The organism is Tunturibacter empetritectus, from assembly GCF_040358985.1.
GTDB classification, from domain to species: domain Bacteria; phylum Acidobacteriota; class Terriglobia; order Terriglobales; family Acidobacteriaceae; genus Edaphobacter; species Edaphobacter empetritectus.
In genome coordinates this window covers 2,941,579-2,963,510 of record NZ_CP132932.1, presented here as the reverse complement: position 1 = coordinate 2,963,510, position 21,932 = coordinate 2,941,579, and the positions used below count along the sequence as shown (strand labels likewise).

15 protein-coding genes and 1 riboswitch are annotated in these 21,932 nt (G+C 55.8%); of the genes, 4 read left to right on the top strand and 11 right to left on the bottom strand.

Annotated features, from left to right (window positions below):
- Positions 1–5: 5 nt before the first annotated feature.
- The 5 genes from RBB75_RS12165 to RBB75_RS12145 all read right to left on the bottom strand — a co-directional run bounded on the left by RBB75_RS12165 (position 6) and on the right by RBB75_RS12145 (position 8,968).
- The gene (locus tag RBB75_RS12165) at positions 6–1,718 is read right to left on the bottom strand and encodes an AAA family ATPase (RefSeq protein WP_179636901.1); all 1,713 of its coding nucleotides are present in this window, start codon (positions 1,716–1,718) and stop codon (positions 6–8) included.
- On the bottom strand, positions 1,715–5,338 hold the full coding sequence (locus RBB75_RS12160) for a cobaltochelatase subunit CobN (protein ID WP_353070387.1): 3,624 nt from the start codon (positions 5,336–5,338) through the stop codon (positions 1,715–1,717). Before RBB75_RS12160 ends, RBB75_RS12165 begins: the two co-directional genes overlap by 4 nt.
- Positions 5,339–6,178: 840 nt before the next feature.
- A riboswitch (cobalamin riboswitch) is annotated at positions 6,179–6,371 on the bottom strand.
- Between the two features lie 72 nt (positions 6,372–6,443).
- On the bottom strand, positions 6,444–7,109 hold the full coding sequence (locus tag RBB75_RS12155; RefSeq protein ID WP_179636899.1) for a 3-oxoacid CoA-transferase subunit B: 666 nt from the start codon (positions 7,107–7,109) through the stop codon (positions 6,444–6,446).
- On the bottom strand, positions 7,106–7,810 hold the full coding sequence (locus RBB75_RS12150) for a CoA transferase subunit A (RefSeq protein WP_179636897.1): 705 nt from the start codon (positions 7,808–7,810) through the stop codon (positions 7,106–7,108). Before RBB75_RS12150 ends, RBB75_RS12155 begins: the two co-directional genes overlap by 4 nt.
- A gap of 54 nt (positions 7,811–7,864) precedes the next feature.
- Entirely contained in the window at positions 7,865–8,968 is a 1,104-nt protein-coding gene (locus tag RBB75_RS12145; protein ID WP_257030843.1) for an aldose epimerase family protein, read from the bottom strand.
- A 331-nt stretch (positions 8,969–9,299) separates the two neighbouring features.
- Here RBB75_RS12145 and RBB75_RS12140 point away from each other — a divergent pair, with 331 nt between their 5' ends.
- Complete coding sequence (locus RBB75_RS12140) at positions 9,300–9,710, top strand: GNAT family N-acetyltransferase (RefSeq protein ID WP_353068240.1); 411 nt, start codon at positions 9,300–9,302, stop codon at positions 9,708–9,710.
- A gap of 7 nt (positions 9,711–9,717) precedes the next feature.
- On the opposite strand, the gene RBB75_RS12135 is transcribed toward RBB75_RS12140, so the two are convergent.
- Both RBB75_RS12135 and ndk read right to left on the bottom strand, forming a co-directional pair.
- The gene (locus RBB75_RS12135; RefSeq protein WP_257030842.1) at positions 9,718–10,383 is read right to left on the bottom strand and encodes an HAD family hydrolase; all 666 of its coding nucleotides are present in this window, start codon (positions 10,381–10,383) and stop codon (positions 9,718–9,720) included.
- 110 nt (positions 10,384–10,493) lie between these two features.
- Positions 10,494–10,910, bottom strand: a complete 417-nt coding sequence (gene ndk / locus RBB75_RS12130) for a nucleoside-diphosphate kinase (protein WP_179636893.1) — start codon at positions 10,908–10,910, stop codon at positions 10,494–10,496.
- Positions 10,911–11,319: 409 nt separating this feature from the next.
- Between ndk and RBB75_RS12125 the strand changes: the two genes are divergently transcribed.
- Positions 11,320–12,237 carry a Nif3-like dinuclear metal center hexameric protein gene (locus RBB75_RS12125; RefSeq protein ID WP_179636891.1) on the top strand — a complete coding sequence of 306 codons (918 nt, stop codon included), beginning with the start codon at positions 11,320–11,322 and terminating at the stop codon, positions 12,235–12,237.
- A gap of 34 nt (positions 12,238–12,271) precedes the next feature.
- Here RBB75_RS12125 and RBB75_RS12120 read toward each other — a convergent pair whose 3' ends face one another.
- The 4 genes from RBB75_RS12120 to RBB75_RS12105 all read right to left on the bottom strand — a co-directional run bounded on the left by RBB75_RS12120 (position 12,272) and on the right by RBB75_RS12105 (position 18,481).
- A complete protein-coding gene (locus RBB75_RS12120) occupies positions 12,272–16,669 on the bottom strand; it encodes a DEAD/DEAH box helicase (RefSeq protein ID WP_353068239.1) in 4,398 nt (1,465 codons plus the stop codon).
- 50 nt (positions 16,670–16,719) lie between these two features.
- Positions 16,720–17,301 carry a KdsC family phosphatase gene (locus RBB75_RS12115; RefSeq protein WP_179636887.1) on the bottom strand — a complete coding sequence of 194 codons (582 nt, stop codon included), beginning with the start codon at positions 17,299–17,301 and terminating at the stop codon, positions 16,720–16,722.
- A 93-nt stretch (positions 17,302–17,394) separates the two neighbouring features.
- Positions 17,395–18,051, bottom strand: coding sequence for a hypothetical protein (locus RBB75_RS12110; RefSeq protein WP_353068238.1), 657 nt, complete (start codon positions 18,049–18,051; stop codon positions 17,395–17,397).
- A gap of 226 nt (positions 18,052–18,277) precedes the next feature.
- Positions 18,278–18,481 carry a cold-shock protein gene (locus RBB75_RS12105; protein WP_020712649.1) on the bottom strand — a complete coding sequence of 68 codons (204 nt, stop codon included), beginning with the start codon at positions 18,479–18,481 and terminating at the stop codon, positions 18,278–18,280.
- 642 nt (positions 18,482–19,123) lie between these two features.
- Between RBB75_RS12105 and RBB75_RS12100 the strand changes: the two genes are divergently transcribed.
- The gene (locus RBB75_RS12100) at positions 19,124–20,482 is read left to right on the top strand and encodes a sugar porter family MFS transporter (RefSeq protein ID WP_353068237.1); all 1,359 of its coding nucleotides are present in this window, start codon (positions 19,124–19,126) and stop codon (positions 20,480–20,482) included.
- Positions 20,483–20,776: 294 nt separating this feature from the next.
- Positions 20,777–21,742, top strand: coding sequence for a sugar phosphate isomerase/epimerase family protein (locus RBB75_RS12095; RefSeq protein WP_353068236.1), 966 nt, complete (start codon positions 20,777–20,779; stop codon positions 21,740–21,742).
- Positions 21,743–21,932: the final 190 nt, after the last annotated feature.

Below are 21,932 nucleotides of genomic sequence, written 5' to 3'. Positions count from 1 at the left end.
CAAATTTACCAACCAACACTGTTCTTGAGCAGAACGGCGAAATCATATCCTGCTTCAAACTCCGACAAGCTGATGCACTCGGACCGCATAGCGTCGGCGAGTTCTTTCGCCTTACCAAAAGCATGATTACCCGACTCAGTGTCGATAACCAGACCGGGACATTGAATCCTGGCCCCTGCCTGCAACGCGTCACGCCAGGCGTCATCGCTGCGATAAGGAACATTGGCCCTTCCATCGGTAACAAGCAATAACAGCGTCTCGGACGTCACCAGTTCATTCGCCAGTTCAAGCGCATGCGCAAGAGGGGTACGCCCGCCAGTCGGCAAATACTCCAACGCAGCAACCACCGTCGCAACGTCGCTTGTAGGAGCAACCAGAATCTCGGCAGTTTCTCCCCGAAATACGATCACGGCCACCTCGTCACGACGCCGCAGGGAACGTTCCATGAGCCCCCCCACCGCTCCCTTCACCACTCTCATCCGTTCCCGCGCTGCATGCGACCCGCTTGAATCCACAACAACCAAAAACCGCGTTCCCACTAACGGCTCACGCACCTTCTCATATAAATCCTCAAGACGCGGACTCGGTCGACCAGTTCGGGCAACGGCTTCCAGCACGGAAGAGCGAGAATCTAACTCCGCGGGGCTCTCGCTCTTTCTGCTTCTGACAACGGGACCCGGTGCAGTCCCTTTGCGCCCACCCATCGCTCCGCTTCTACCGCCATTCGCGGTCCAATGCAATTCGGGTGTTCTGACTGACAAAGAAGAAAAGCGCTGCTCGGTCATTTCATCGGTCTCTTCGCTCTCCCTGCTCTGCGCCGGTGTTTGGGGTAATGGTGAAGGAGAAGTCTGTGGAAGAGGTGGCTTCTGAGGGGAACGCGTTATCCGATGAGCCAAGGCGAGTGGCAGAACCGCCCCGATATGTTCCTCTGCAACCTCTTCACAACCCAGCAGCGCCGCCTGTGCGCAGCTCGCACGCGCTATGGCGAGATCCGCACGCAGAGATAGTACTCCATGTTCGCAAACGATCGTGCTGATGTGCTCCAACATAAGGGTAGAACATTGCACAGATCGAAGCATTACCCTCGCAGCTGCTATCCGCTGCTGAAGATATATCTGCTGCTCCATCCACCGGGCCGCAAAAAGTGAAGGGTCGGCGTCATACATCAAGCGCCGTTCAACGACCTCCCGTCTTTCAGTCGCCAATCCGCTGGCAGTAATATCCGCAACGAGGGCAAACCGATCGAGCAACTGTGGCCGCAGCGATCCCTCTTCCGGATTCATGCTTCCCATCAAAACGAATCGTGCTTCCTGCACTGCGCTAAAACCTTCCCGCTCGACTGTGCTCACGCCGGTCGCAGCTGCATCCAACAACGCGTCGGCAAGATGGTCAGGCAAAAGGTTGACCTCATCGACATAAAGAACGCCACCGTTTGCCTCTGCGACCAGGCCGGCCCGAAGCGCCGGTTCACCCTTCAACGTACTCCCTAAGTCCATCCCGCCTAAAAGGCGATCTTCCGTTATGCCTATGGGAAGATTGACGAAGCGGCCAGGCTTTGGGAGCAACTCGGCGAGCGCTCGCGCCGTCGTGGTCTTCCCCGCGCCTTTGTCTCCACGTAGGAGCACTCCCAGGCGCCAATCCACAGCAGCGAGAAGCAGCGCCATCTTCATCTGCTCCTGGCCGACAATCGCCGCGAACGGATAAGCCGGGCGAGTCATACTGTAATCCTGCTAGTCTCACCGCGTGCTTCTAACAAAGTTTCGCTGTCAAGCAGAACCTCACGTAGCGCATCGAGTGTCTCAGGTTTAGCGTCCTCCCAAAGCCCACGTTCCTTGGCTTCGAGCAAACGTTCGGCGATCGCATTCAACGCCCACGGATTTGACTGTTTCAGAAAGCTCTGCGTCTCACGATTAAGTGCATACTCTTGTGCCAGTCCTTCGTAGACAAAATCTGGAGCTATATGTGCCGTCGCATCAAAACCGAAGATATAGTCGACCGTCGCGGTTAGCTCCAGCCCACCTTTGTAACCGTGACGCTTGACGCTCTCGATCCACTTCGGATTGATGACACGCGAACGATAGACACGCAGAGCCTCTTCGCGCAGGTCACGTACACGTACGGCGTCCGGACGGGAGCTATCGCCGAAATAGGCCTTGGGTTGTACTCCTGTAAGCGCTCGGATGGTAGCCACCATGCCGCCGTGAAACTGAAAATAATCATCAGAGTCGAAGATGTCATGTTCTCTATTGTCCTGGTTATGTAACGCAACCTGAACACTCTTCAATCGCTCGGCAAAGATGTGTCGCGCATCCACGCCATTCGCCGACTTGCCATACGCGTAACCGCCCCATTCGAGAAACACCTGTGCGATATCCCCGTCAGTCTTCCAGTGATGTGTCTCCATCAGCGCTTGAATGCCAGCTCCATAAGTACCTGGTTTCGCTCCGAAGATTCTAAATCGCGCAGAAGCCTCCGCCTCTTCGGCTCCCTGATCACTATTTTTCTCAAGATCCCGCAGATAATGTTTCTTAGGAAAGTTCATCTCCAGCGGCTCATCCTGCTGAATGACCAGCGCGACCGCATCATCGATCATGTCAATAAGATGAGGAAACGCATCTCGAAAAAACCCGCTGATGCGAAGCGTGACATCCACGCGCGGCCTGCCGAGTTTTTCCAATGGAATCAAGATGATTCCTTCCGGGCGTCTGGATTGTTTATTCCACACCGGCTCCACACCGAGCAACGCCAGAACCTCGCTTACGTCGTCACCGTGCGTACGCATCTGCGAAGTACCCCACGCACTGAGCCCGACTGTCTCGGGGTACTGGTTTTCTTCAACACGATAACGCTCTATCGCCTCGCGTGCGAGTTGCTGACCTACGCGCCACGCAGCTTCAGAAGGCAGGGCACGTGGGTCGACTGCATAGAAATTTCTGCCAGTCGGAAGAATATGTGCCATCCCACGTGTCGGTGCCCCAGCTGGGCCCGCAGGGATATAACGGCCTTCCAAAGCATCAAGAACATGCTCCACCTCTTCACCTGCTCGCTCAAGATTTGGAACAATCTGCAGGCAGGCGAATGTGAGCGCACGCGAGACTTCGTCCGAAGCACATCCGACGACGGCGTGCTGCAACTCTTCGAGACGATCAACACGGAAGCCAAGCTCTTCAAGCTTCGTATAAAGATTTAGAGCCATTCGATCCAGCACATCAAGAACGTCAGCGTTTGCGTAACAAACACTGTCAGACAGAGTGATGGCAACATCTAGCTTCTTCCCGGGAGCGTCAAGAAGTTCCCGATAATCGAAATTTAGATTGCGGGCGATCGCATCGAGTAGGCTGGGCGATCCGACGTTCTCCAGTCGAGTCATCGATCGAAGCATCTCCGGAAGCGGTGGCATGTTGCCAAGAATGTGCAGACCATCGCGTATCTGCGCCATGCCGAGTTCGCACAGATACCCATCGATGTCCTCGATCAGATGGGCAACCTCACTTCCGCTCATCTCCGCCAGCGTGACCGGAACTCCTTCTGGCGTGAGTTCGTCATCCCAATCATGTTTGTGATCGCCATGGTCACGCGATAGTAGATTCTTTAGATCGAGATCCGCTTTCAGATTCGCATCCTGAATCAACTCCCAAATCTGTTGCTGAATGAAAGGCAGCTTCGACGGATCAAGCTTTTCCACCGCATAGTACTCATTCACCAATTGATTCAGTGCTGCGAGCGGTCCGTAGGTCTCTGCACTCGTCATGGGTGGCGTCAGATGATCCACAATGACCGCATGGCCTCTTCGCTTCGACTGACTTCCCTCTCCCGGATCATTAATGATGAACGGATAGATCAGCGGCATGTCTTCGAGAAGTAGATCGGGAAAGCACTCTTCTGACAGACCAACAGATTTTCCTGGCAGCCATTCGAGCGTTCCATGCTTTCCAACATGCACGATTGCATCGGCACCCCATCCACCATGCTCCACGGAAGTCCCCAGCCATTGGTAGAACGCCGTGTAATGATGAGTCGGCGGAAGATCAGGGGTGTGATAGATGGCATCAGGATTCAGGCCGTACCCCCGCGGCGGCTGGATCGCAATCAGTGCGTTCTCGAGATGCATTGCTGCAAACAAGTAATCGTCATTATCACTAAATGGTTCAAAGTTCATCGCGGCAATCTTGGTTGCAACTTCGCTCATCAGCTTCTTGTCAATCTTCGGCGAAGTCGACCGCAGCGTGTATCCGCGATCAGCGGGCTGCCCCCACATATCTTTCATCCGTTTCTCTGGGACATCAGGAAAGCGTTCGAAACGTCGCCGATACAGCGTGCGCGAATATCGATGAGCACGTTGCCCATCGAGGGGATGCGCGTCGTCATACGTTCCACGCGAAAGAAGATCGTGAATCAGATCATCGGCCGACTCCGGCAAATCTCCGACACTATACCGGCGTCCCTTCATGGCACGGAGCAGATTTAGTAAGCTCGCCGGCGAATCGAGACCAACTGCATTTCCCACCTGCGCAGCCTTCGTCGATGAATTTGTAAGCACAAACGCGACGCGCTTGTAAGGATTGGCCAAGGTCTGAAGTCTCGCAAGTCGGACAGCAATTCCGGCCACTCGATCGGCGCGCTCTTGGTGAGGCACATACAGATCCCCGGACTGAGCATTTCCCCGTTCCTTGAACGAGACCGGCACAGAGATGATGCGGCCATCGAACTCCGGCAGTGCTACATTGATCGCCGTGTCCAGTGCATTTAACCCGCGGCGCGAGATCTCCCAGTTTCCCCTTGGCATCCCGCTCGGGATCGCCTGAATAACGGGAACGCCCAACCGCTCCAGGATCGAAATATTCTTGCCGGCAAGCGTTACATCACCGGTGTTTATCTCGCCCAATGCGAAAGATAACGTAGTGACAATAATATTGACGCGTCGTTCCACTAGCCTGAGCGCCGCTGGGAAACCATCCTCCAAAGCCTTCATGCTCGAGGTAAAGATACAGAGTGCATTCAAGCCGTGAGACTCCAGGGCTTCAGCGAGAGTGTTAACGAATGCAGTATTTCCACTGAGAAGATGAGCGCGATAAAACAGAATCGCCGCGGTAGGCTTCGCGGGATCTGCGCGTTGCTGCCAGTCTTCATACTCCGCATGCTCCAGATCTTGCATGTAAATTCCGTGCTCTGCGGGAGTCGTAGGTTTCTCATAGCCGTGCCCGGTCAGCAGAAGACGGTCGGACAAAAACTTCAGGCACTCCACAAGATTCGATGTGCCACCGCGCTCAAGATAGGCCGTCACCGACGCGACTACATCCGGATCGACGTTCCCGGCACTGAGAAACTCGGGATTCATCTCGCCGGTACCGCTCACCACCACGAGGTGTCGGTTCTGCATAATGCACTTAGAGCGAAGAAGAGGGAACCCTGCGACAGAGTTCAGTGGTCCATGCAAACGCAACACAATAATCTGAACGCGGACTAAGCTTCCCTCTAGCAGCGCCACCATCTGTTCCTCGCTGCGCAAGCCGTTTAGCGAATAAGGAAAAACATCCAAATCTGGGGGAAGTGCTGCGCGCGCGTTCTGAAGCGTCATCAGATCGGTATCTGCATGCGTCAGGAGTGCAATGCCATGCACCTCTGGTTGTACGCTCTCGGCAGCAACCGAGGCTGCAACCGCAGGTCGCACATCCCAGTCGTAAAAATTAAAGACGTACTCAAGCAACTCTTCGGGCGGCTGCAAAAAGCGATCTGCTTCCAACATCGCAGCGATGTACTCAAATATCTGCTTCACCTGCCAGGGGCTGTTGACAGAATGAAACCACACCGATCGCCCATCAAAGACCAGGCTCGCAACATTCGACAGCACACACGGTCCGAGGCATCCAGCCTTCGTCAGATGGACCGTATTGCGCATCTTCCGGCGAGTCCACTCCTCTTTATAGGTTTCGACCGGGACCTGCGCATAGCCGCGCTCTGTTCTTCCACAGCAGCATCCTGAAAAACAATAAGAGAGGTGTGCGCGTCGCAGCACTATATTGACCGGCCGCCCATCCGCCCGTACTACGCGTTGGCGATGCATGTCAGCCAAGACTTACCCCTCTTTCTGATGCCATGGCAGCAGGTTCGAGGTAGTAAGTCCAAATACGAATCTGTATGGAAATGACGATCATGCAACTTCCTGTTCTCCGCAGAAGTCTGCCGGTACTCTCGGGTAGGTCTCCTGGCTTGGAGGTTGCAGGAACTCTGCACGCCGCTTTACCTTCCCCAGCCATTGGCCGAGTGGTACTTCAAAGCAGCTTTCCTCACTTACAGTGGCGGAACCGCGCCGGCTCTTCACCGGACTTCCCTGTTATGCCCTGGTGGGCACCCGATATAGATCTCGTTATACCACAACGAAACCGCACAGATATCGCACTAGCGTCAGAGTCAAAGCGCGAACTCGCAAGCCGATACGTTGCCTAGACCAACGCATCGACAGTCATCACGCGTAGATCCGGAGAGACTAAAAGCTTCGCCTCGGTCCGCGCCTTAACCTCAGCGACATTCATGCCTTCTACGACTTCGGTCAACACCAGCCCTTCAGCGGTCACCCGAATCCAGCAAAGCTCCGTCACAATATCATGCACGACACTCTGTCCAGTCAGTGGTAGCGTGCACTCCTTCAAAATTCTCGAAGCTCCATCCTTCGTCTGATGTTCCATTGCAACAATCACTCGACGCGCCCCCGCCACCAGATCCATGGCGCCTCCCATGCCCTTCACCATCTTTCCCGGAATCGTCCAGTTAGCGAGATTGCCCTGCTCGTCCACCTGCATCGCCCCAAGGATGCTCATATCCATGTGGCCGCCGCGGATCATCGCAAACGACTCCTCACTCGCAAAAAACGAACACCCCGGCAGCTCCGTCACCGGCTGCTTCCCCGCGTTGATCAGGTCAGGGTCAGCATCCTCGTCGCTAGGAGGCCCACCAACCCCTAGCATTCCGTTCTCCGACTGAAACATCACATCGATGCCCGCAGGCACATATCCTGCAATCATCGTTGGCAGTCCAATGCCGAGATTTACATAAAACCCATCATGAAACTCTCGTGCAATCCGCCGGGCGATCCGCTCTTTCCCTGTCACAACCCACCTCCGGATTGAATAAACTTCGACTCAATTGGCTTTCGATAGGCCGCGCCCACCACAAGCCGGTTTACATAAATCCCCGGAGTGACAATGTGATCCGGATCAAGCTCACCCGGCTCAACGAGCACCTCGACCTCCGCAATCGTCATCTTCGCGGCAGTCGCCATCGCCGGATTGAAGTTCCTCGCTGTCTTGCGATAGACCAGATTCCCCAATCGGTCTCCCTTCCAGGCTTTGATCAGCGCAACATCGGCATGAAGCGCCTGCTCCAGCACATAAGTTCTGTCGCCAATCTTGCGCGTCTCTTTGCCCTCAGCCACAACCGTACCTAACCCTGTCGGCACATAGAACGCCGGGATACCTGCGCCACCTGCGCGAATCCGTTCCGCGAGCGTCCCTTGCGGAATCAAGGTTAGATCCAGCTCTCCCTTCAACACCAGGGTCTCCAACCTACGATTTTCACCCACGTAGCTGCCGATGTGCGAAGCAATCATGCCCGCCTCCAGCATCAACCCCATGCCAAAGCCGTCAACGCCCATGTTGTTGCTTATCGTATGCAGTCCGGTAATCCTGAGCTTCACCAAGGCGGCGATTAGATTCTCTGGGATCCCGCAAAGACCAAAGCCGCCAAGCATGATCGTTGAACCTGGCGCAACATCTGCCACAGCATCGTCTGCAGTCGGAACGACTTTATTCATCGGATAAAAACCTCGCGTGCGGCGGAAGAGCACACGCCGCGTTGGGGCGAATCGTTATTTCGCTTTCGTAGAAAAAGTAAAGGTCGTCGTGCTGTGAAGCACCTCGCCCGGCTTCAACTCCGTGGTCGGAAAGGAAGGATGGTTCGGCGAATCAGGAAAGTGCTGCGTCTCGAGACAGAGCGCCGTGTTCTTCGCATTGCTCTGCTGTGCGCTGCCATACGCCTCACCTTTCAGCGAATTGCCGGTGTAAAACTGAACTCCCGGCTCAGTGGTCGTCACGGTCAACACGCGTCCGCTCGCAGGATCGTACACTCGAGCCGCTGTCTTCACTTCCCCATTCTTGCCCCGCAGCACCCAGTTGTGATCATAGCCGCCGCCGATCTTCAACTGTTCGTTGTCCTCGTTGATCCGCGCGCCAATCACCGTAGACTTACGGAAATCAAAGGGCGTGCCCTCTACCGAAGCGAGCACCCCCGTAGGAATCAGACCCACATCCACCGGCGTGTACTGGTCTGCCGGAATCATCATCTGCTCGTCAAGAATCGTCTTCTTCGGATCCCCCGAAAGATTGAAGTACGAGTGATTGGTGAGATTCAATACCGTGTCTTTGTCAGTCGAAGAGCTATAGTCGATGCGCAATGCACCGTGATGAACCGTGTACCGCACGTGTACCGTCAACGTTCCTGGATACCCCTGATCGCCGTCCTTGCTCACCAGCGTCATCTCCACGCCATCCGCGATGGCTCGCCCCTTCCACACCAGGCGATCGAAACCAACCGTGCCACCATGCAGCGAGTTGGCGCCATTGTTCGTTGGGATCTGATACTGATGGCCATCCAGTGAAAACTTCCCCAACGCAATGCGATTCCCATACCGCCCCACGATAGCGCCAAAGTAAGTCGACTTATCCGCAACGTAACCATCCAACGCGCTGTAGCCCAGCACCACATCGGCCATCTTCCCGTCGCGATCCGGCGTCTTGATCGAAACCACGCGAGCCCCGAAGGTCATAACGGTTGCTTCGATCCCTTCGCTCTTCAGCGTGTAAAGATCCACCGCCGTACCATCCGGGGCCGTCCCAAAGGGAGTCTTCGTTACCGAGCCGTGTGCCGCCATCGCAGTTGTCATGCTAAGCAGCATAATCTTTAGCCATCTCATCGTCATTCTCCCTCATCACTTTTCCTGCCTGGCATCCAAAATATTGGTCGGTTTGCCGCAGAATATTCTTTGCATCAACTGCCTTCGCCACTATACGTGAAGCCCTGCTCACGCGCGAAACAGCGGTAAGATGGAGCTTCGAAGTTGATCGCGGGAGCGCGGTCGCGACCGGGCAAAATAGAATTCTCTTCGTCCTTCCGCTCGCTTCCCTGGACAGCATGAGTCCCGCGAGTAGAGACGCCGCAATCTCAACCTCTCTCGAAAGGGTCAATATGTCCGGTTTCAGCATTCGGCGAGCTCAGCTTTCAGATCAAGACGCAATAGCAAGGATGTGTTCGCAATTGTGGCCAGAGACATCGAAAGAAGAACACCGCAAGGAAGTCGGCGTCCTTCTGCGACCCGGTCTTTGCTTTGCGGAGCTCTGCCCTCGACATTTTTTGTTTCGCTTGATGAGCATGGAGCGCTCACCGGCTTTCTTCAGGCAGGTCTGCGGCCCCACGCCGACGGCTGCGACACCTCACAACCCGTTGGCTTTGTCGAGGGCTGGTTTGTTCATGAGCGCTTCCGAGGTCAGGGCATCGGCAAAGCTATGATGTGCGCTACTGAAGATTGGGCACGTCATCATGGGTGCAAGGAGGTCGCCTCGGATACTTGGATCGACCACGTAAGCTCACAGAAAGCTCATGAAGCACTCGGCTTCGAGATAGTCGATCGATGCATTCACTTCCGCAAAGCACTTTGAGTAAGACCTAGACCGCACCATGGTCAGCAACAAGAACCATCTCCCACGGCTGCAGGATCTTCACCGATGCCATTCCCGCCGCAGTAGCCGCCTGAATCCCCATCTTCGTGTCCTCAAAGACCAGGCAGTCTTCCGGCCTCACCCCCAACCGCTTCGCCGCAATGAGAAACGGCTCCGGGTCAGGTTTGCTTCGTTCATAATCCCCCGCGCAGACCAGCGTTTCAAATCTATCCAGCAGCCCCAGTATATCCAGCGAGGCCGTCACCGAGTCCCGCGTGCTCCCCGACACCACGGCAAACGGGATATGTCCGTGACTCAACTCGATATGCTCCAGCACCTCTGGGACAGCCTTTAGCTCTGGGAGAATCTTGAAGTACAGCGCTTCCTTGCGCCTCGCAATCTCCTCCACCGGCATCCTCAAACCGTCTCGCACATTCAACGTGGAGATGATCTCAGCTACCGGCATCCCACCCCACGCATAGAATGTCTGCTCTTCAAACTCGCAGTTCCACTCCGCCAGAACCCTCTTCCACGCCACGTAGTGCAGCGGCATCGAGTCAACGATCGTCCCATCACAATCGAACAAGTAAGCTTTGAAAGGCCCCTTCGGCAACTTCAACTGCGGCTCCGCAACTCCCATCAATCCGTCCTTCTCCCGTCTAATCTTCACCATGGCAACAAACGTGACGGCTGCTCTTCTAACTGCCCTTAAAGATCAGAGGCGACAGGCACGACCAGAAAGCTCTGATTGCGCCCGCCGCCAAACTGTCCACAATAACCAAGCTACTTCAGCTCATAACCGGCAAAAAAGTACCCAATCTCAAACGCCGCGGTATCTTCGGCATCCGAACCATGGATAGCGTTCTCTCCAATCGAGGCGGCAAACTTCTTGCGGATCGTTCCTTCCTCCGCCTGGGCCGGGTTGGTCGCGCCCATCAGCTTGCGGAGATCGGTAATGGCGTTATCCTTCTCGAGCACCATCGGGAAGATGGGGCCGCTGGACATGAACTCCGTCAGTTCGCCGAAGAATGGCCGCGCTGCGTGGACGTGGTAAAAGCCCTCGGCCTGTGCCTTCGAGATCGAAAGCCGTTTGATCGAAACGATCTTAAACCCCGCCTTTTCAATCTCGGCAAGGATAGCTGCGGAGTAGCCCTTACGAACGGCGTCCGGCTTGATGATGCTGAATGTGCGTTGTGACAACGTATTTCTCCTAGGTGAGTCTCTACTACTTAGTGTAGAACAAGGCCAGCAAATCGCACCTGTTCGACCTTGACTGCAACTTCTCCTGGAGCATGGATGCATGCGAATGTTCCAAAAGACAGCTTGGATATGGTTTTTGGGCTTTGCCGCGTGGCTTGCAGACGCGCTCCTCAGCCTGCGGCTGCATAACATTCTTCATGCGCGCGTCGCTCTTATGGTGGCCATTGTTTTCTTCACCGCTGGCCTCTTTTACCGTAGGCAGACCTGATAGCGGCCGCCTCTTATTGCTCCTACTAAACTTCCGTTTCACCATCAATCGACAATTGATGCATATATATCGTAGGTGCGTCCAGCCTGGGCAAGATTTGGCAACATAAGGTCCATCGCGCGGCGATAGAATTGTCAAACTATGGCCATTCGAGCTCGTAACAGCACAATGATGACGCCTGCGCAAATCCTTTCGGGCTGTCTGATTCTGCTCTCAGTCTCGTTACACGCGCAGGTCCTTCCTGCGGGCGAAGCGATTGTTCGCATTCAGCATCGTTACGCTTCCGCTCCTCCTCCAAATACCGTGGATACGGTTAAAGCGGGCGATCCGAATACCCCTGTTACCGGCATCGCAACCACCTTTCTGGACACAATGGATGTTCTACGTGAGGCTGTGCGCCATGGAGACAACCTAATAATCACCCATGAACCGACTTTTTATAATCACCTCGACGACACAAAGTTCTTTACCGACGATCCGGTCTACAAAGAGAAGCTGGCGTTTATCGAACAGCATCATTTAGTGGTCTTCCGGCTCCACGATGAGATCCACGCCGACACAACCGATCACATCCTGGCGGGGATGTATGAGGCGTTAGGATGGGAGAAATTTCCGCATCCGTCCGGTCCGCGCGGGCAATACTTTGTCACAATTCCTCAAACAACCCTGGCAGAGCTATCGACATTCCTGCAAACGAGGCTTCATATTCAAACTCTACGTGTCGAAGGAAACCCCAAACTTGCGATCACCCATGTTGCGTTTCTTCCTGGAGCCTCAGGACTCGAGAAGCAGGTCCTCGCTCTACGCCAACCCGAGGTTGAGGTTCTAATCGCAGGTGAAGCAAGCGAATGGGAGGCGGTTGAGTACGTCAGGGATGCCGCCGCACAGGGTAGACCGAAAAGTTTAATATTGCTGGGGCATCAGGTATCAGAAGAGCCAGGAATGGAGCAGTGCGCAAAGGAGCTACGGGAGCTATTTCCCGGCGTGAACGTTGACCACATCCTTGCGGGGCAGCCGCTGTGGAATCCTGAACATGGACCAGTCGCAAAGACTCCGTGACGAATCCAAATCCTGAATGAACTCGCCCCCAGATCTAGAGTGTGAGAGGTATGAGATGGCCTGATGCGGGGTAGGGTGGAGCGGCGGTGGACAGATCCACTAGCTCCTGGTCATGCGTTTCAGCGTATAGCTTGCCATCGCAATAAGAGATCCGTTTGCCAGGAACTGAAGGGACGCGGTCGCCAGGGATTACGACACCAACCAGATTTGCAGGGTCGGCGGCGGCGACAGAGATAATTGCACTAGACTCGCGGGTCCGGGAGGCGCGAAGGGATTCGACGGCCTCGGGGAGCGCGTATTGCTCGCCGCCAAAGCCAGACAGGAATCGGCCGCCGCGGATCTCACCGCGGGCTTCAAGTCGGCGAAGCATAGGGAGAAGATCGCGCCATCTGGGAGCGTTCGATTCACAGACGAGCAGGTCGCGAAACAGAATGCCGTAACGATTGAGAAGTTGGCGTGCAAAGGACTCCAGGGCAGCTTCGGTGCGGTGAGCCTGCTCGACCGCCGTCGGTGCGGCGTGAAGCTCCGCGTTGAGTAGCGACCATCTCCCAGCCGAACTGCGTGCCGTGCGCCTGGTTGCGGTCTCGGTTGTGATGGATCTACGACGAGGATCCATGCAGGCGCGAAGTTGGTCGAAGCCATCTGCGGCTGCGAGGCCCGCGGTGGCGAGTTCCCACAGAGCTTGCTGGCTTTGCTGCCGGGTGAGATTCGCGATGCGCTGAATATCGTTGGCGAAGCAGGCGCCACGCTGCTGAAGCAGCGTTCGAAGTTGCAGAGCCGCGGGGCTGAGCGCCGCCGCCAGCTTGCCCTCTTCTACGCACTGTAGAGCCAGTGCATAAGGAAGCCAGTCTGCCGTCTCACGAATGTAGAAGGTAACGGGTGCAGCAGAGGTGGGAATAACCCGCCGCGGGAAGGCTCCATCGCCAGCAGACCACGCTGGATGAGGTGAGATACGCCCCCAGCCTACCGCTCCAGAGAGGCACAGCGCATCGAGCCAGCGAGGATCATATTTGGCAACGCGTGAGGGGAGGAGGGTGCGCTCCCACTCGACAGCAGGAGCTTCAAAGCCCTCGAGTTGCCGAAGAGCTTCGAAGACGCCCTCTTCGCCGGAGAGCTGAGTTTGAGGAGCAAGGTGTTGCCAGTTGAGAAACCAGCGCATATAGACGGCGGGGGTGACAGCCTCAACCTGCTTACGAAGGGTGGCGACAGTGCGTCGGTGGATGCGCTGAAGAATGCGGCGTTCGCACCACTCAATATCGTGGTTTAAATCGGATCCAGTTGATAGCGCGGGATGCTCGAAGGCACCACGTATGAGGAGACCTTGCATTTCCATCGCAAGAAAAGCTGAAAAGATCTCCGCAGGCTGAAGCGATACGATGTGAGCAAGAGCGTTGGCGGTGATGGGTCCTGATATTTGTAACCATCCCTGAACTAGTTTTTTCAGGGCTTCTTCTTTTGTAACTGAACCGGTTTGATTAGACGCGGTTTGCCACAACGCATCGACATAAGACAGCCGTTCTGTAGCGACCCAGCCCAGACTTCCCCTGCAGTCGATCGCATGGACGCGGCCTACACCTGCAAGCCGATCGTAGAAGACCTGCCAGCCCTTGGTTTCAGATGTCCCTATCAAGTGCAATGGTAAGACTATGAGCGAATGCAAAAGATCGTGGAGTTCGTGTTCGTTGCGGAGATCCGGCCAAATCTCTTTGTGGATGTCTGCAATGGCGGCTGGGTCCAGCTTGCCGGGTTGGTCCGGGAGGTTTCGCCCAAGTGAAGTAGCGCGTGCGCGGCGCTCCTCTAAACCAGCTTCGTCCAGATAGGCGTACGGATTGGCGTTGAGAAGTTCATGCGCGAACTGGGATGGAGTTGGAGTATCAACGGCTAGGCAGCGGATAGCGCCTTCCTTGATTCCTCGAAGCAGCTCGATAAGCCCTTCAAGATCCATCGCCTCCTGGAGTACGTCTTGCATCACCTCGTTGACTAGGGGATGGTTAGGGATCTGAATATCTCCAACGATAGTCTCGAAGCAGGCGGCAGCCTGTGGGAAGACCGAGGCCATGAGATCTTCGGAACGAGTGCGCTGAATCTGAGGGGCTATTCGTTTGCCTTTGTAGAAGCGGAGAAGCTGCAGGCTGCGGCCGGCAGCCCATCGCCAGCGGTTTTTGAAGATGGGCGACGCGATGGAGGCTTGCTCTAGAAGCTCTCTAGCCGTGTATTCGGTGAGGAACTGGAAGACATCGGCGAGGGGAAAGCTGTGCTGCTCGGCAAGGGAGATGTTAATGCCATTGTCGGTAGCTGCAGCCTGAAGCTCGAAGTTAAAGCCACGGCAGAAACGTTTGCGCAGGGCTAGCCCCCAGGCCTTGTTGATGCGGCCACCGAAGGGAGCATGAAGGATGAGTTGCATGCCGCCGCCATCATCGAAGAAGCGCTCGGCGATGATAGTAGTTTTGGACGGAACGGCCCCAAGCGCAGCGCGACCGGCTACGATGTAAGCGATAAGTTGCCGGGCTCCGCTGGCGCAGACGCCGCACTCCTGCATAAGCCATGCGGTGGCTGCGGCGACCTCTGGCTGTAAGGGAGACAAATAGCCGGGGTCTACGCCAAAAGTGAGAGCAGAGATTTGCTCGCGAAGCTCACTTACTCCATCCGAGAGAACGGCGGTTCGCTGCGGAGCCTCGCCCTCCCAGAAGGGCAGGCTGGGAGGTGCGCCGTGGGCATCTTCGACGAGGACGCGTCCGGAAGCTTCGACGCGCTGGATACGCCAGCTTGAGGTGCCCAGGAGAATGACATCGCCCGGGCTGGAGTCGACGGCGAAGTGCTCATCCAGAGTCGCGATCTGGACGCCCTCCGGTTGGAGAATGACGCTGTAGAGAGCCGTGTCAGGGATGGCACCACCGTTTGATATGGCGATCATGCGAGCGCCACGGCGAGGATGGAGATGCTGCTGGACTCCGTCGCGAAGGAGATAGGCGCCATAGCGGCCGCGGGTAGACTCGATCCCCGCAGTGAGTAGGGTGAGGAGATCGTCGAAGGCGGGGCGGGTAAGATTGCGATACGGATAAGCGCGGCGGAGTACGTTGTAGAGGGCGTCTTCTTCCCATGGCTCGGCCCCGCAGGCAGCGACGATCTGCTGCATAAGCACGTCAGCGGGTTGTGGCGGAATTTGTAACTGATCCAGTTCGCCGGCACGCATCTTCCTGGTCAGGGCGGCTTGCTCGAGGAGATCATCGCGCGTGGTCGCGAAGAACCTCCCCTTCGGAGTTGCTCCACGCCAGTGGCCTGCACGTCCCACACGCTGCATGGCAACCGCCACCGACCGAGTCGTACTGATCTGGCAGACGAGGTCGATGTCACCGATATCGATACCCAGCTCCAGAGACGCGGTGGCTATCAGAATCTTGATTTCGCCATTCTTGAGACGCTGCTCGGCGTCGAGCCGGAGGGTCCTGGAGAGCGAGCCGTGATGTGCCGCTACATGCTCGGGACCAAGACGGCTTGCGAGTTCAAAGGCTATCTTCTCAACAAGGCGCCGGGTATTGACGAAGACGAGCGTTGATCGATGGTTTTGAGCATAAGCCGCAAGCTTCTCGAAGATCTCTTCCCACATGCCGCTGTTGGTAACGGAACTAAGCTCGTCACTTGGAACTTCAATCGCGATGTCGAGTTCGCGGCGCTGACCTACCTGTACGATGGTGGCGGGTTTGCGATCTTCATGGCTGCCAGTAAGAAAGCTGGCCACCAACTCAATTGGATTCTGTGTCGCCGAGAGGCCGATTCTTTGGGGTGCCATAGCGAGACCGGTGAGGAACTGACCGTGACTGAGATGGTTTTCGCCTGTGACAAGAGCGTCGAGACGTTCGAGCGAAAGAGCCAGATGGGCACCGCGTTTGTCGTCGGCTACAGCGTGGATTTCGTCTACGATGACGGTTTGAACACGGCGGAGGTGTTCCCTGCTCTTGCCGGCGGTAAGAAGGATATAGAGGGATTCGGGAGTAGTAACGAGAATGTGAGGCGGGTTGCGGAGCATGGCCGCGCGTTCTTTTGGAAGCGTGTCGCCTGTCCGGACGCCGGTGCGGATCTCTGGACAAAGATACCCGCGCTGCATAGCCAGCTGCTGGATCTCGGACAGGGGGGCAGCGAGATTTTTCTGGACGTCGTTGGAGAGGGCCTTGAGAGGGCTGACGTAGAGAACCTGCGTGCAGGGCGCCAGTCGACCTGAGATCGATTGCCGTAGAAGCTGATCGATGCATACTAAGAATGCTGCGAGGGTCTTTCCTGAGCCGGTTGGCGCGGAGATGAGGGTTGCATTACCGTCGAGAATACCAGGCCAACCGTAAGTCTGCGGCTCGGTAGGACTGCCGAATTTAGAGAGAAACCACTCTGCCGTGACGGGGTGTGCCCATGAGAGTGATTGCGGAAGTTCCAGCGACATTCGCTGATTGTAGCGCGGTTTTATTCGTTCTTTCTTCGCCGCTTTGTTATCTACATGTTGCCTGTGCCAACGTCGGAAGCGGCAGCCACAATGCTCGATTCGTCGAGATACTGCTCGATTACTTTTTCAAGAGTACCCTGGGCCGAGAGGATGAAGTCAATGGCATCCCGGCCGCCACCGAAGCCGCCGGCATTCTCGGTAACGTAGTGGGCCACAGATTTTACCTGCTGGCGGGCATTGGCCGTGGCTATTGCAAGGCCGCACTGACGCATGACCGAAAGATCGACAATATCGTCCCCAACATAGGCAAGCTGGTCGAGCGTGTAGCCGGTCTTCTCGAGGATTTCATTGATCGCGTTCATCTTGTGAGATTGGCCCTGATAGATGAACTCTAGCTTCAGATCCTTGGCCCGGATGGCTACCGTCTGGGACTGGCGCTTGGTAATGATTCCGATGCGGAGGCCGCCGAGACGCCCCAGAGAGATTCCAAGACCATCGTGTGCGGAAAAGCCTTTTGCCTCGATTCCGTGGCCGTCTGAGTTCGGAATGACGAAGATCTGTCCGTCGGTTAATACTCCATCCACATCGAAGATAAGCACTTTGATCTTTCTGGCTCGGGCGTCAGTGGTCATGGCTTGATCATAGCCTGATCGCCCCCATGAGCAGAAACTGCGGGTGTCCTACAATCGTTCCCTAAGACGCTGCGGAATAGATCAGCTTCCGGCTTATCTCATGTTGTAAGGAAATTCGAATACGAGACCAGCTATGGGTAGGACAATATTTACGAGTTGCTCGTGTTTAGCGCGTTCGAAGTAGACGCGGCCACGAGCCACTTCGTTCGGAGAAAGAGACATTGCTTCGAGAGGTTGTTCGCTTGCCAATTGCTCTGCCGTTTTAGTTTTTCCTTCCGCGTAGGATTGGTCGGCGGCAGGGGCCACCCCGGTTAAGGTAGTGGTTTGTCGGGGGAGCAGGGAGGAGCCAAGCTGGGGGGTGGGGGATGTTGGAGGCTGTGGGGCCGGAGCTGCGGCAGGGAGGTCCTTCAGGTCACTGGGTGAAACATAGAGGAGGATCTTGGGCTTGGGAGTGACAACCTCTACTCGAAAGTCCTCCGGGGTCACATTCTGGGGAAGGATAGTGTTGTTGGCTATGCTGACATCGGCACGGGTGTAGGGCCCCTCCTGCGAGACCGAGACCATGACGGTGAAGCGCGGGGAATTAATAACCTTATAGTTGCGGCCGTAGAGCTTCTTGCCGAAGCAGTTTGCATCGGGCTGGCAGGTGATTACGTTATCGGGAAGGATCGTTTTGGGGACGCTGGCGGCGAAGATAACGGTGGGGGAGGTAAGGGCGAGGAGGAGGGAGATTTGCTGCATTCGAGTCATGGGGAGACCTCCTGCTGGTTCGCAGTGCAGGTAACTTAGCAGTTACCAATGAGGTGCTGAATCACTCGATAGTTGTATAGCGTGGTGCTGTGACGTGGCAGATGTGGAGTGGGAATTGCGAAGGGCTGCAATGGACGCCTGACGTCCATTGCAGCCCTTGTATACCTCTTGTTGGGCGCGGAACTGCTCACCCTGGCTCTGCAGCTCTCCGCGGATATGAGTGGGGTTAGGCGGGCTGGATGTTTGCAGCTTGCTTGCCCTTGGGGCCAGTAGTGATGTCAAACGTTACGCGTTGACCTTCCTGGAGAGACTTGAAGCCACTGGAGTTGATTGCAGAGTAATGCGCGAAGAGATCCTCTCCACCGTCTTCCGGGGTGATGAAGCCAAAACCTTTTGCGTCGTTGAACCACTTAACTGTTCCGTTTGCCATGATGCGTCCTACTTTCATAAGGCGATATTTCGCCATTGCTTATAAGCGTAGCAGGATGTGAGCGAATTTCAATCAATATCGTTATATGTTTTCTTCGAAACGCGGCTTCATTTTCAACCTGAATGGCCACGGAGGGGCGTTTTTTTGAACTTTCGTGTCCGCTGAGACCCCCTCCCCTCCCCTTGGGGGTAATTTTGTAAGCAAGTCCAATGAATAGAACGGCTTAGTGGGCCATAGTGTCGCTAAAATATTGTATCCAAGAGACTTACGCACAAAATACTTGTTTTGTTCAGGTTACGAGTCGTTCTAAGCTTTGGAGCCTGTTGTTTAAGTCCGGGATGACTCTCGCCGCTTTGCGTCGAAGATTTTCCCGGGCGAACTGGTGCGTGCATCGATGTGGCTGATTGTGGTGTGTTCGTGGAGCGTTCGTAGTTCCTTGTGGACAGGTTAAAGACGAAAGGCTGCTGCAGCTTTCGCTGCGGCAGCCGCGGGTTTTGATCTCTACTTTAATTATAGCGAATTGGGTATAACTCATACGCCAAATTTGGTGAAGATTTTTTCGATTATTTTTCGGCAGGGAAAGTTTGGCCTGCCGGTCTTAGTAGTTTTTGGGTTTCAGCGGCTAGGATAGGCATTGCCCTTATGACGACTTCAAAATCGAGCTCCGTTCTTCTTTTGGCTAAAAGCGCTATCACTGGTGCGCTTGGCGGCCTGCTATTTGGCTTTGACACGGCTGTGATCGCTGGGATTACCCATGCCTTAACGGACAAGTATCAACTATCGCCGGCGAATCTTGGGTTTACGGTTTCGATCGCGCTTTGGGGGACGGTGATTGGGGCGATGGGCAGTGGTGCCCTTGGCCAGAAGATCGGCAGCCGCAAAGCACTGCGGTGGATGGCGGTGTTGTATGTGATCTCGGCGCTGGGGTGTGCGCTGGCGGGGAACTGGAGCACCTTTCTGTTCTTCCGGTTTCTGGGTGGCTTGGGGATTGGCGGCTCATCGGTGCTGGGGCCTGTGTATATCGCGGAGCTCTCGCCGGCGAAGTGGCGTGGCCGCATGGTGGGGTTGTTTCAGATCAATGTGGTGGTGGGAATTTTGCTGGCGTATCTTTCGAACGCGATTGTGGCGCACTTTGCGCTGGGTGCGATTCAGTGGAGGGTGCAGATTGGAGTGGCGTTTGTGCCTGCGCTGCTGTTCCTGATTATGCTGCTGAGCGTGCCGCAGAGCTCGCGCTGGTTGATTACGCAGAACCGGATCGCCGAGGCGACGTTGACGCTGACACGGATGGGATCGCCTGACTCCGAGGCGGAGGTGCAGGAGATTATCGAGTCGATTCGGCAGGAGAGGCTGGAGTCGGCGACGAAGCTGTTCTCTGCGCAGAACCGGCTGCCGATCTTTCTGGCGATCTCGATTGGGATCTTCAATCAACTGACGGGCATCAACGCGATTCTTTACTACCTGAACGATATCTTTGCCAGTGCTGGGTTCAGCCAGGTGTCGAGCGATCTGCAGGCGGTGGCGATTGGCGCGATGAACCTGGTGGCGACACTGGCTGGAGTCTCGCTCATCGATAAAGTAGGGCGGAAGAAGCTGTTGCTGGTGGGCGCGGTGGGTTGCGGGTTATGCCTGCTGGCGGCGGCGATGATCTTCCAGACGCAGTCGCATCAGCAGTACCTGCTGGTAGTGCTGATTGCTTATATTGTGTTCTTCGCTTTCTCGCAGGGCGCGGTGATCTGGGTTTATATCAGCGAGGTGTTTCCTACGAGTGTCCGGTCGAAGGGACAGAGCCTTGGATCGTCCGCGCACTGGATTACGAATGCTTTGATAGCGGGTGTGTTTCCGATTCTGGCGAGGTACTCGAAGTCGATTCCGTTCTTCTTCTTTGCGGCGATGATGGTGGTGCAGTTCCTGGTGGTGTTGTTTGTTTATCCGGAGACGAAGGGGTTTACGCTGGAGTCGATGCAAAAGCATTTGCATGAGAAGGTGAAGCCTGCGGCTTGAGTTTCTGGTTGATTTGGTGAATGCAAAACGCAGATCCCCTTCGGGGATGACAACTAAAAGGCAACGGCAAAAGCAAAGCAATGCGGGAGTCTCTCCACTACGTCGCGCGATGAGACTGCGTGACTTCGGTTGAGATGACGCTTTATGGGAGTTCCGATGCGCGCTCCGCATCAGGGGGAGAAGCGACGGCGAGAGCAACGGCAGCGAAAGCAACAACAACGCCAACGGCAAATACGGGGATCCTTCACTACGTTCAGGATGACGACTCAATATAGTAGGAAAGGGAGATAGTCGATGCGGTTAGGGTTGTTTACGCCGATATTCAATGGGTTGTCGCTGGATGCGTTGCTGGTGGAGTTGAAGAAGTATCCGCAGATTGAGGCGTTGGAGATTGGGACCGGGGGATGGCCTGGAAATAGTCATCTTGATCTTGATGCGCTGCTTGCGAGTAAAGAGGCGGCGCGGGCGTATCGGTCGAAGTTGGAGGATGCTGGGCTTTCGATCAGCGCGCTGTCTTGCCATGGGAATCCGGTTCATCCGAAGAAGGAGATCGCTGGGCGCGACGATGAGCTGCTGCGGAAGACGGTGAAGCTGGCGGAGCAGATTCATGTGCCTGTGGTGGTTACATTTTCTGGATGCCCGGGTGGATCTGCGCAGGATGTGACGCCGAACTGGGTTACGGCGGCGTGGCCTCCGGAGTTTTCGGAGGCGCTGGCATGGCAGTGGGAGGAGCGGTTGATTCCCTACTGGAAGGGTGCGGCTAAAGTTGCCAAGGACGCTGGGGTGAAGATTGCGCTTGAGGCTCATCCGGGGTTCTGTGTGTACAACCCGGAGACTGTGCTGCGTTTGCGTGCGGCTGTGGGTGATTCGGTTGGAATCAATTTAGACCCGAGCCATCTGTGGTGGCAGGGGATCGATATTCCTGCGGCGATTGCTGCGCTGGGGGAGGCGATCTTTCACTTTCATGCGAAGGATGTGGCGATCAACGCTGCGATGCGCGATGTGAATGGCGTGCTGGATACGAAGAGCTATCGTGAGATGGCGAAGAGGTCGTGGTTGTTTCGTTCGGTGGGGTGGGGGCATGGGGAGTTGGAGTGGAAGCGGATTGCTTCTGCGCTGCGGCTGGTGGGGTATGACTATGTGATAAGTATTGAGCATGAGGATGCTCTGGCTTCAACGCAAGAGGGGCTGACTTCGGCGATTGGGATGCTTTCGCGGGTGTTGCTGAAGGAGCCTCCGGTTGAGGCTTGGTGGGCTTAAAAGATAGTGTCCTGCCGGACAGGCGCCCTGCGCGGGCAGCGGGCGTTCACACGCCTTTTTAAGGCTTCGCGTGGTCCTCCCGTTGGTCGGAATCATCTTCCTTCGCGAAGCGGTATGCAAGTCACGAAGTGACCGCGCCACGCGTAGTGGGCCCGTCCGGCAGGACATTTCTTTTACGCGAAGGCTATCT

What these genes read in the sequence shown, in the direction of transcription:
- RBB75_RS12165 (WP_179636901.1), bottom strand. Translation starts at nt 1,718, where the DNA reads ATGACTCGCCCGGCTTATCCGTTCGCGGCGATTGTCGGCCAGGAGCAG.
- RBB75_RS12160 (WP_353070387.1), bottom strand. Translation starts at nt 5,338, where the DNA reads ATGAATCCCGAGTTTCTCAGTGCCGGGAACGTCGATCCGGATGTAGTC.
- RBB75_RS12150 (WP_179636897.1), bottom strand. Translation starts at nt 7,810, where the DNA reads ATGAATAAAGTCGTTCCGACTGCAGACGATGCTGTGGCAGATGTTGCG.
- RBB75_RS12145 (WP_257030843.1), bottom strand. Translation starts at nt 8,968, where the DNA reads ATGAGATGGCTAAAGATTATGCTGCTTAGCATGACAACTGCGATGGCG.
- RBB75_RS12135 (WP_257030842.1), bottom strand. Translation starts at nt 10,383, where the DNA reads ATGGTGAAGATTAGACGGGAGAAGGACGGATTGATGGGAGTTGCGGAG.
- RBB75_RS12125 (WP_179636891.1), top strand. Translation starts at nt 11,320, where the DNA reads ATGGCCATTCGAGCTCGTAACAGCACAATGATGACGCCTGCGCAAATC.
- RBB75_RS12120 (WP_353068239.1), bottom strand. Translation starts at nt 16,669, where the DNA reads ATGTCGCTGGAACTTCCGCAATCACTCTCATGGGCACACCCCGTCACG.
- RBB75_RS12115 (WP_179636887.1), bottom strand. Translation starts at nt 17,301, where the DNA reads ATGACCACTGACGCCCGAGCCAGAAAGATCAAAGTGCTTATCTTCGAT.
- RBB75_RS12110 (WP_353068238.1), bottom strand. Translation starts at nt 18,051, where the DNA reads ATGACTCGAATGCAGCAAATCTCCCTCCTCCTCGCCCTTACCTCCCCC.
- RBB75_RS12105 (WP_020712649.1), bottom strand. Translation starts at nt 18,481, where the DNA reads ATGGCAAACGGAACAGTTAAGTGGTTCAACGACGCAAAAGGTTTTGGC.
- RBB75_RS12100 (WP_353068237.1), top strand. Translation starts at nt 19,124, where the DNA reads ATGACGACTTCAAAATCGAGCTCCGTTCTTCTTTTGGCTAAAAGCGCT.
- RBB75_RS12095 (WP_353068236.1), top strand. Translation starts at nt 20,777, where the DNA reads ATGCGGTTAGGGTTGTTTACGCCGATATTCAATGGGTTGTCGCTGGAT.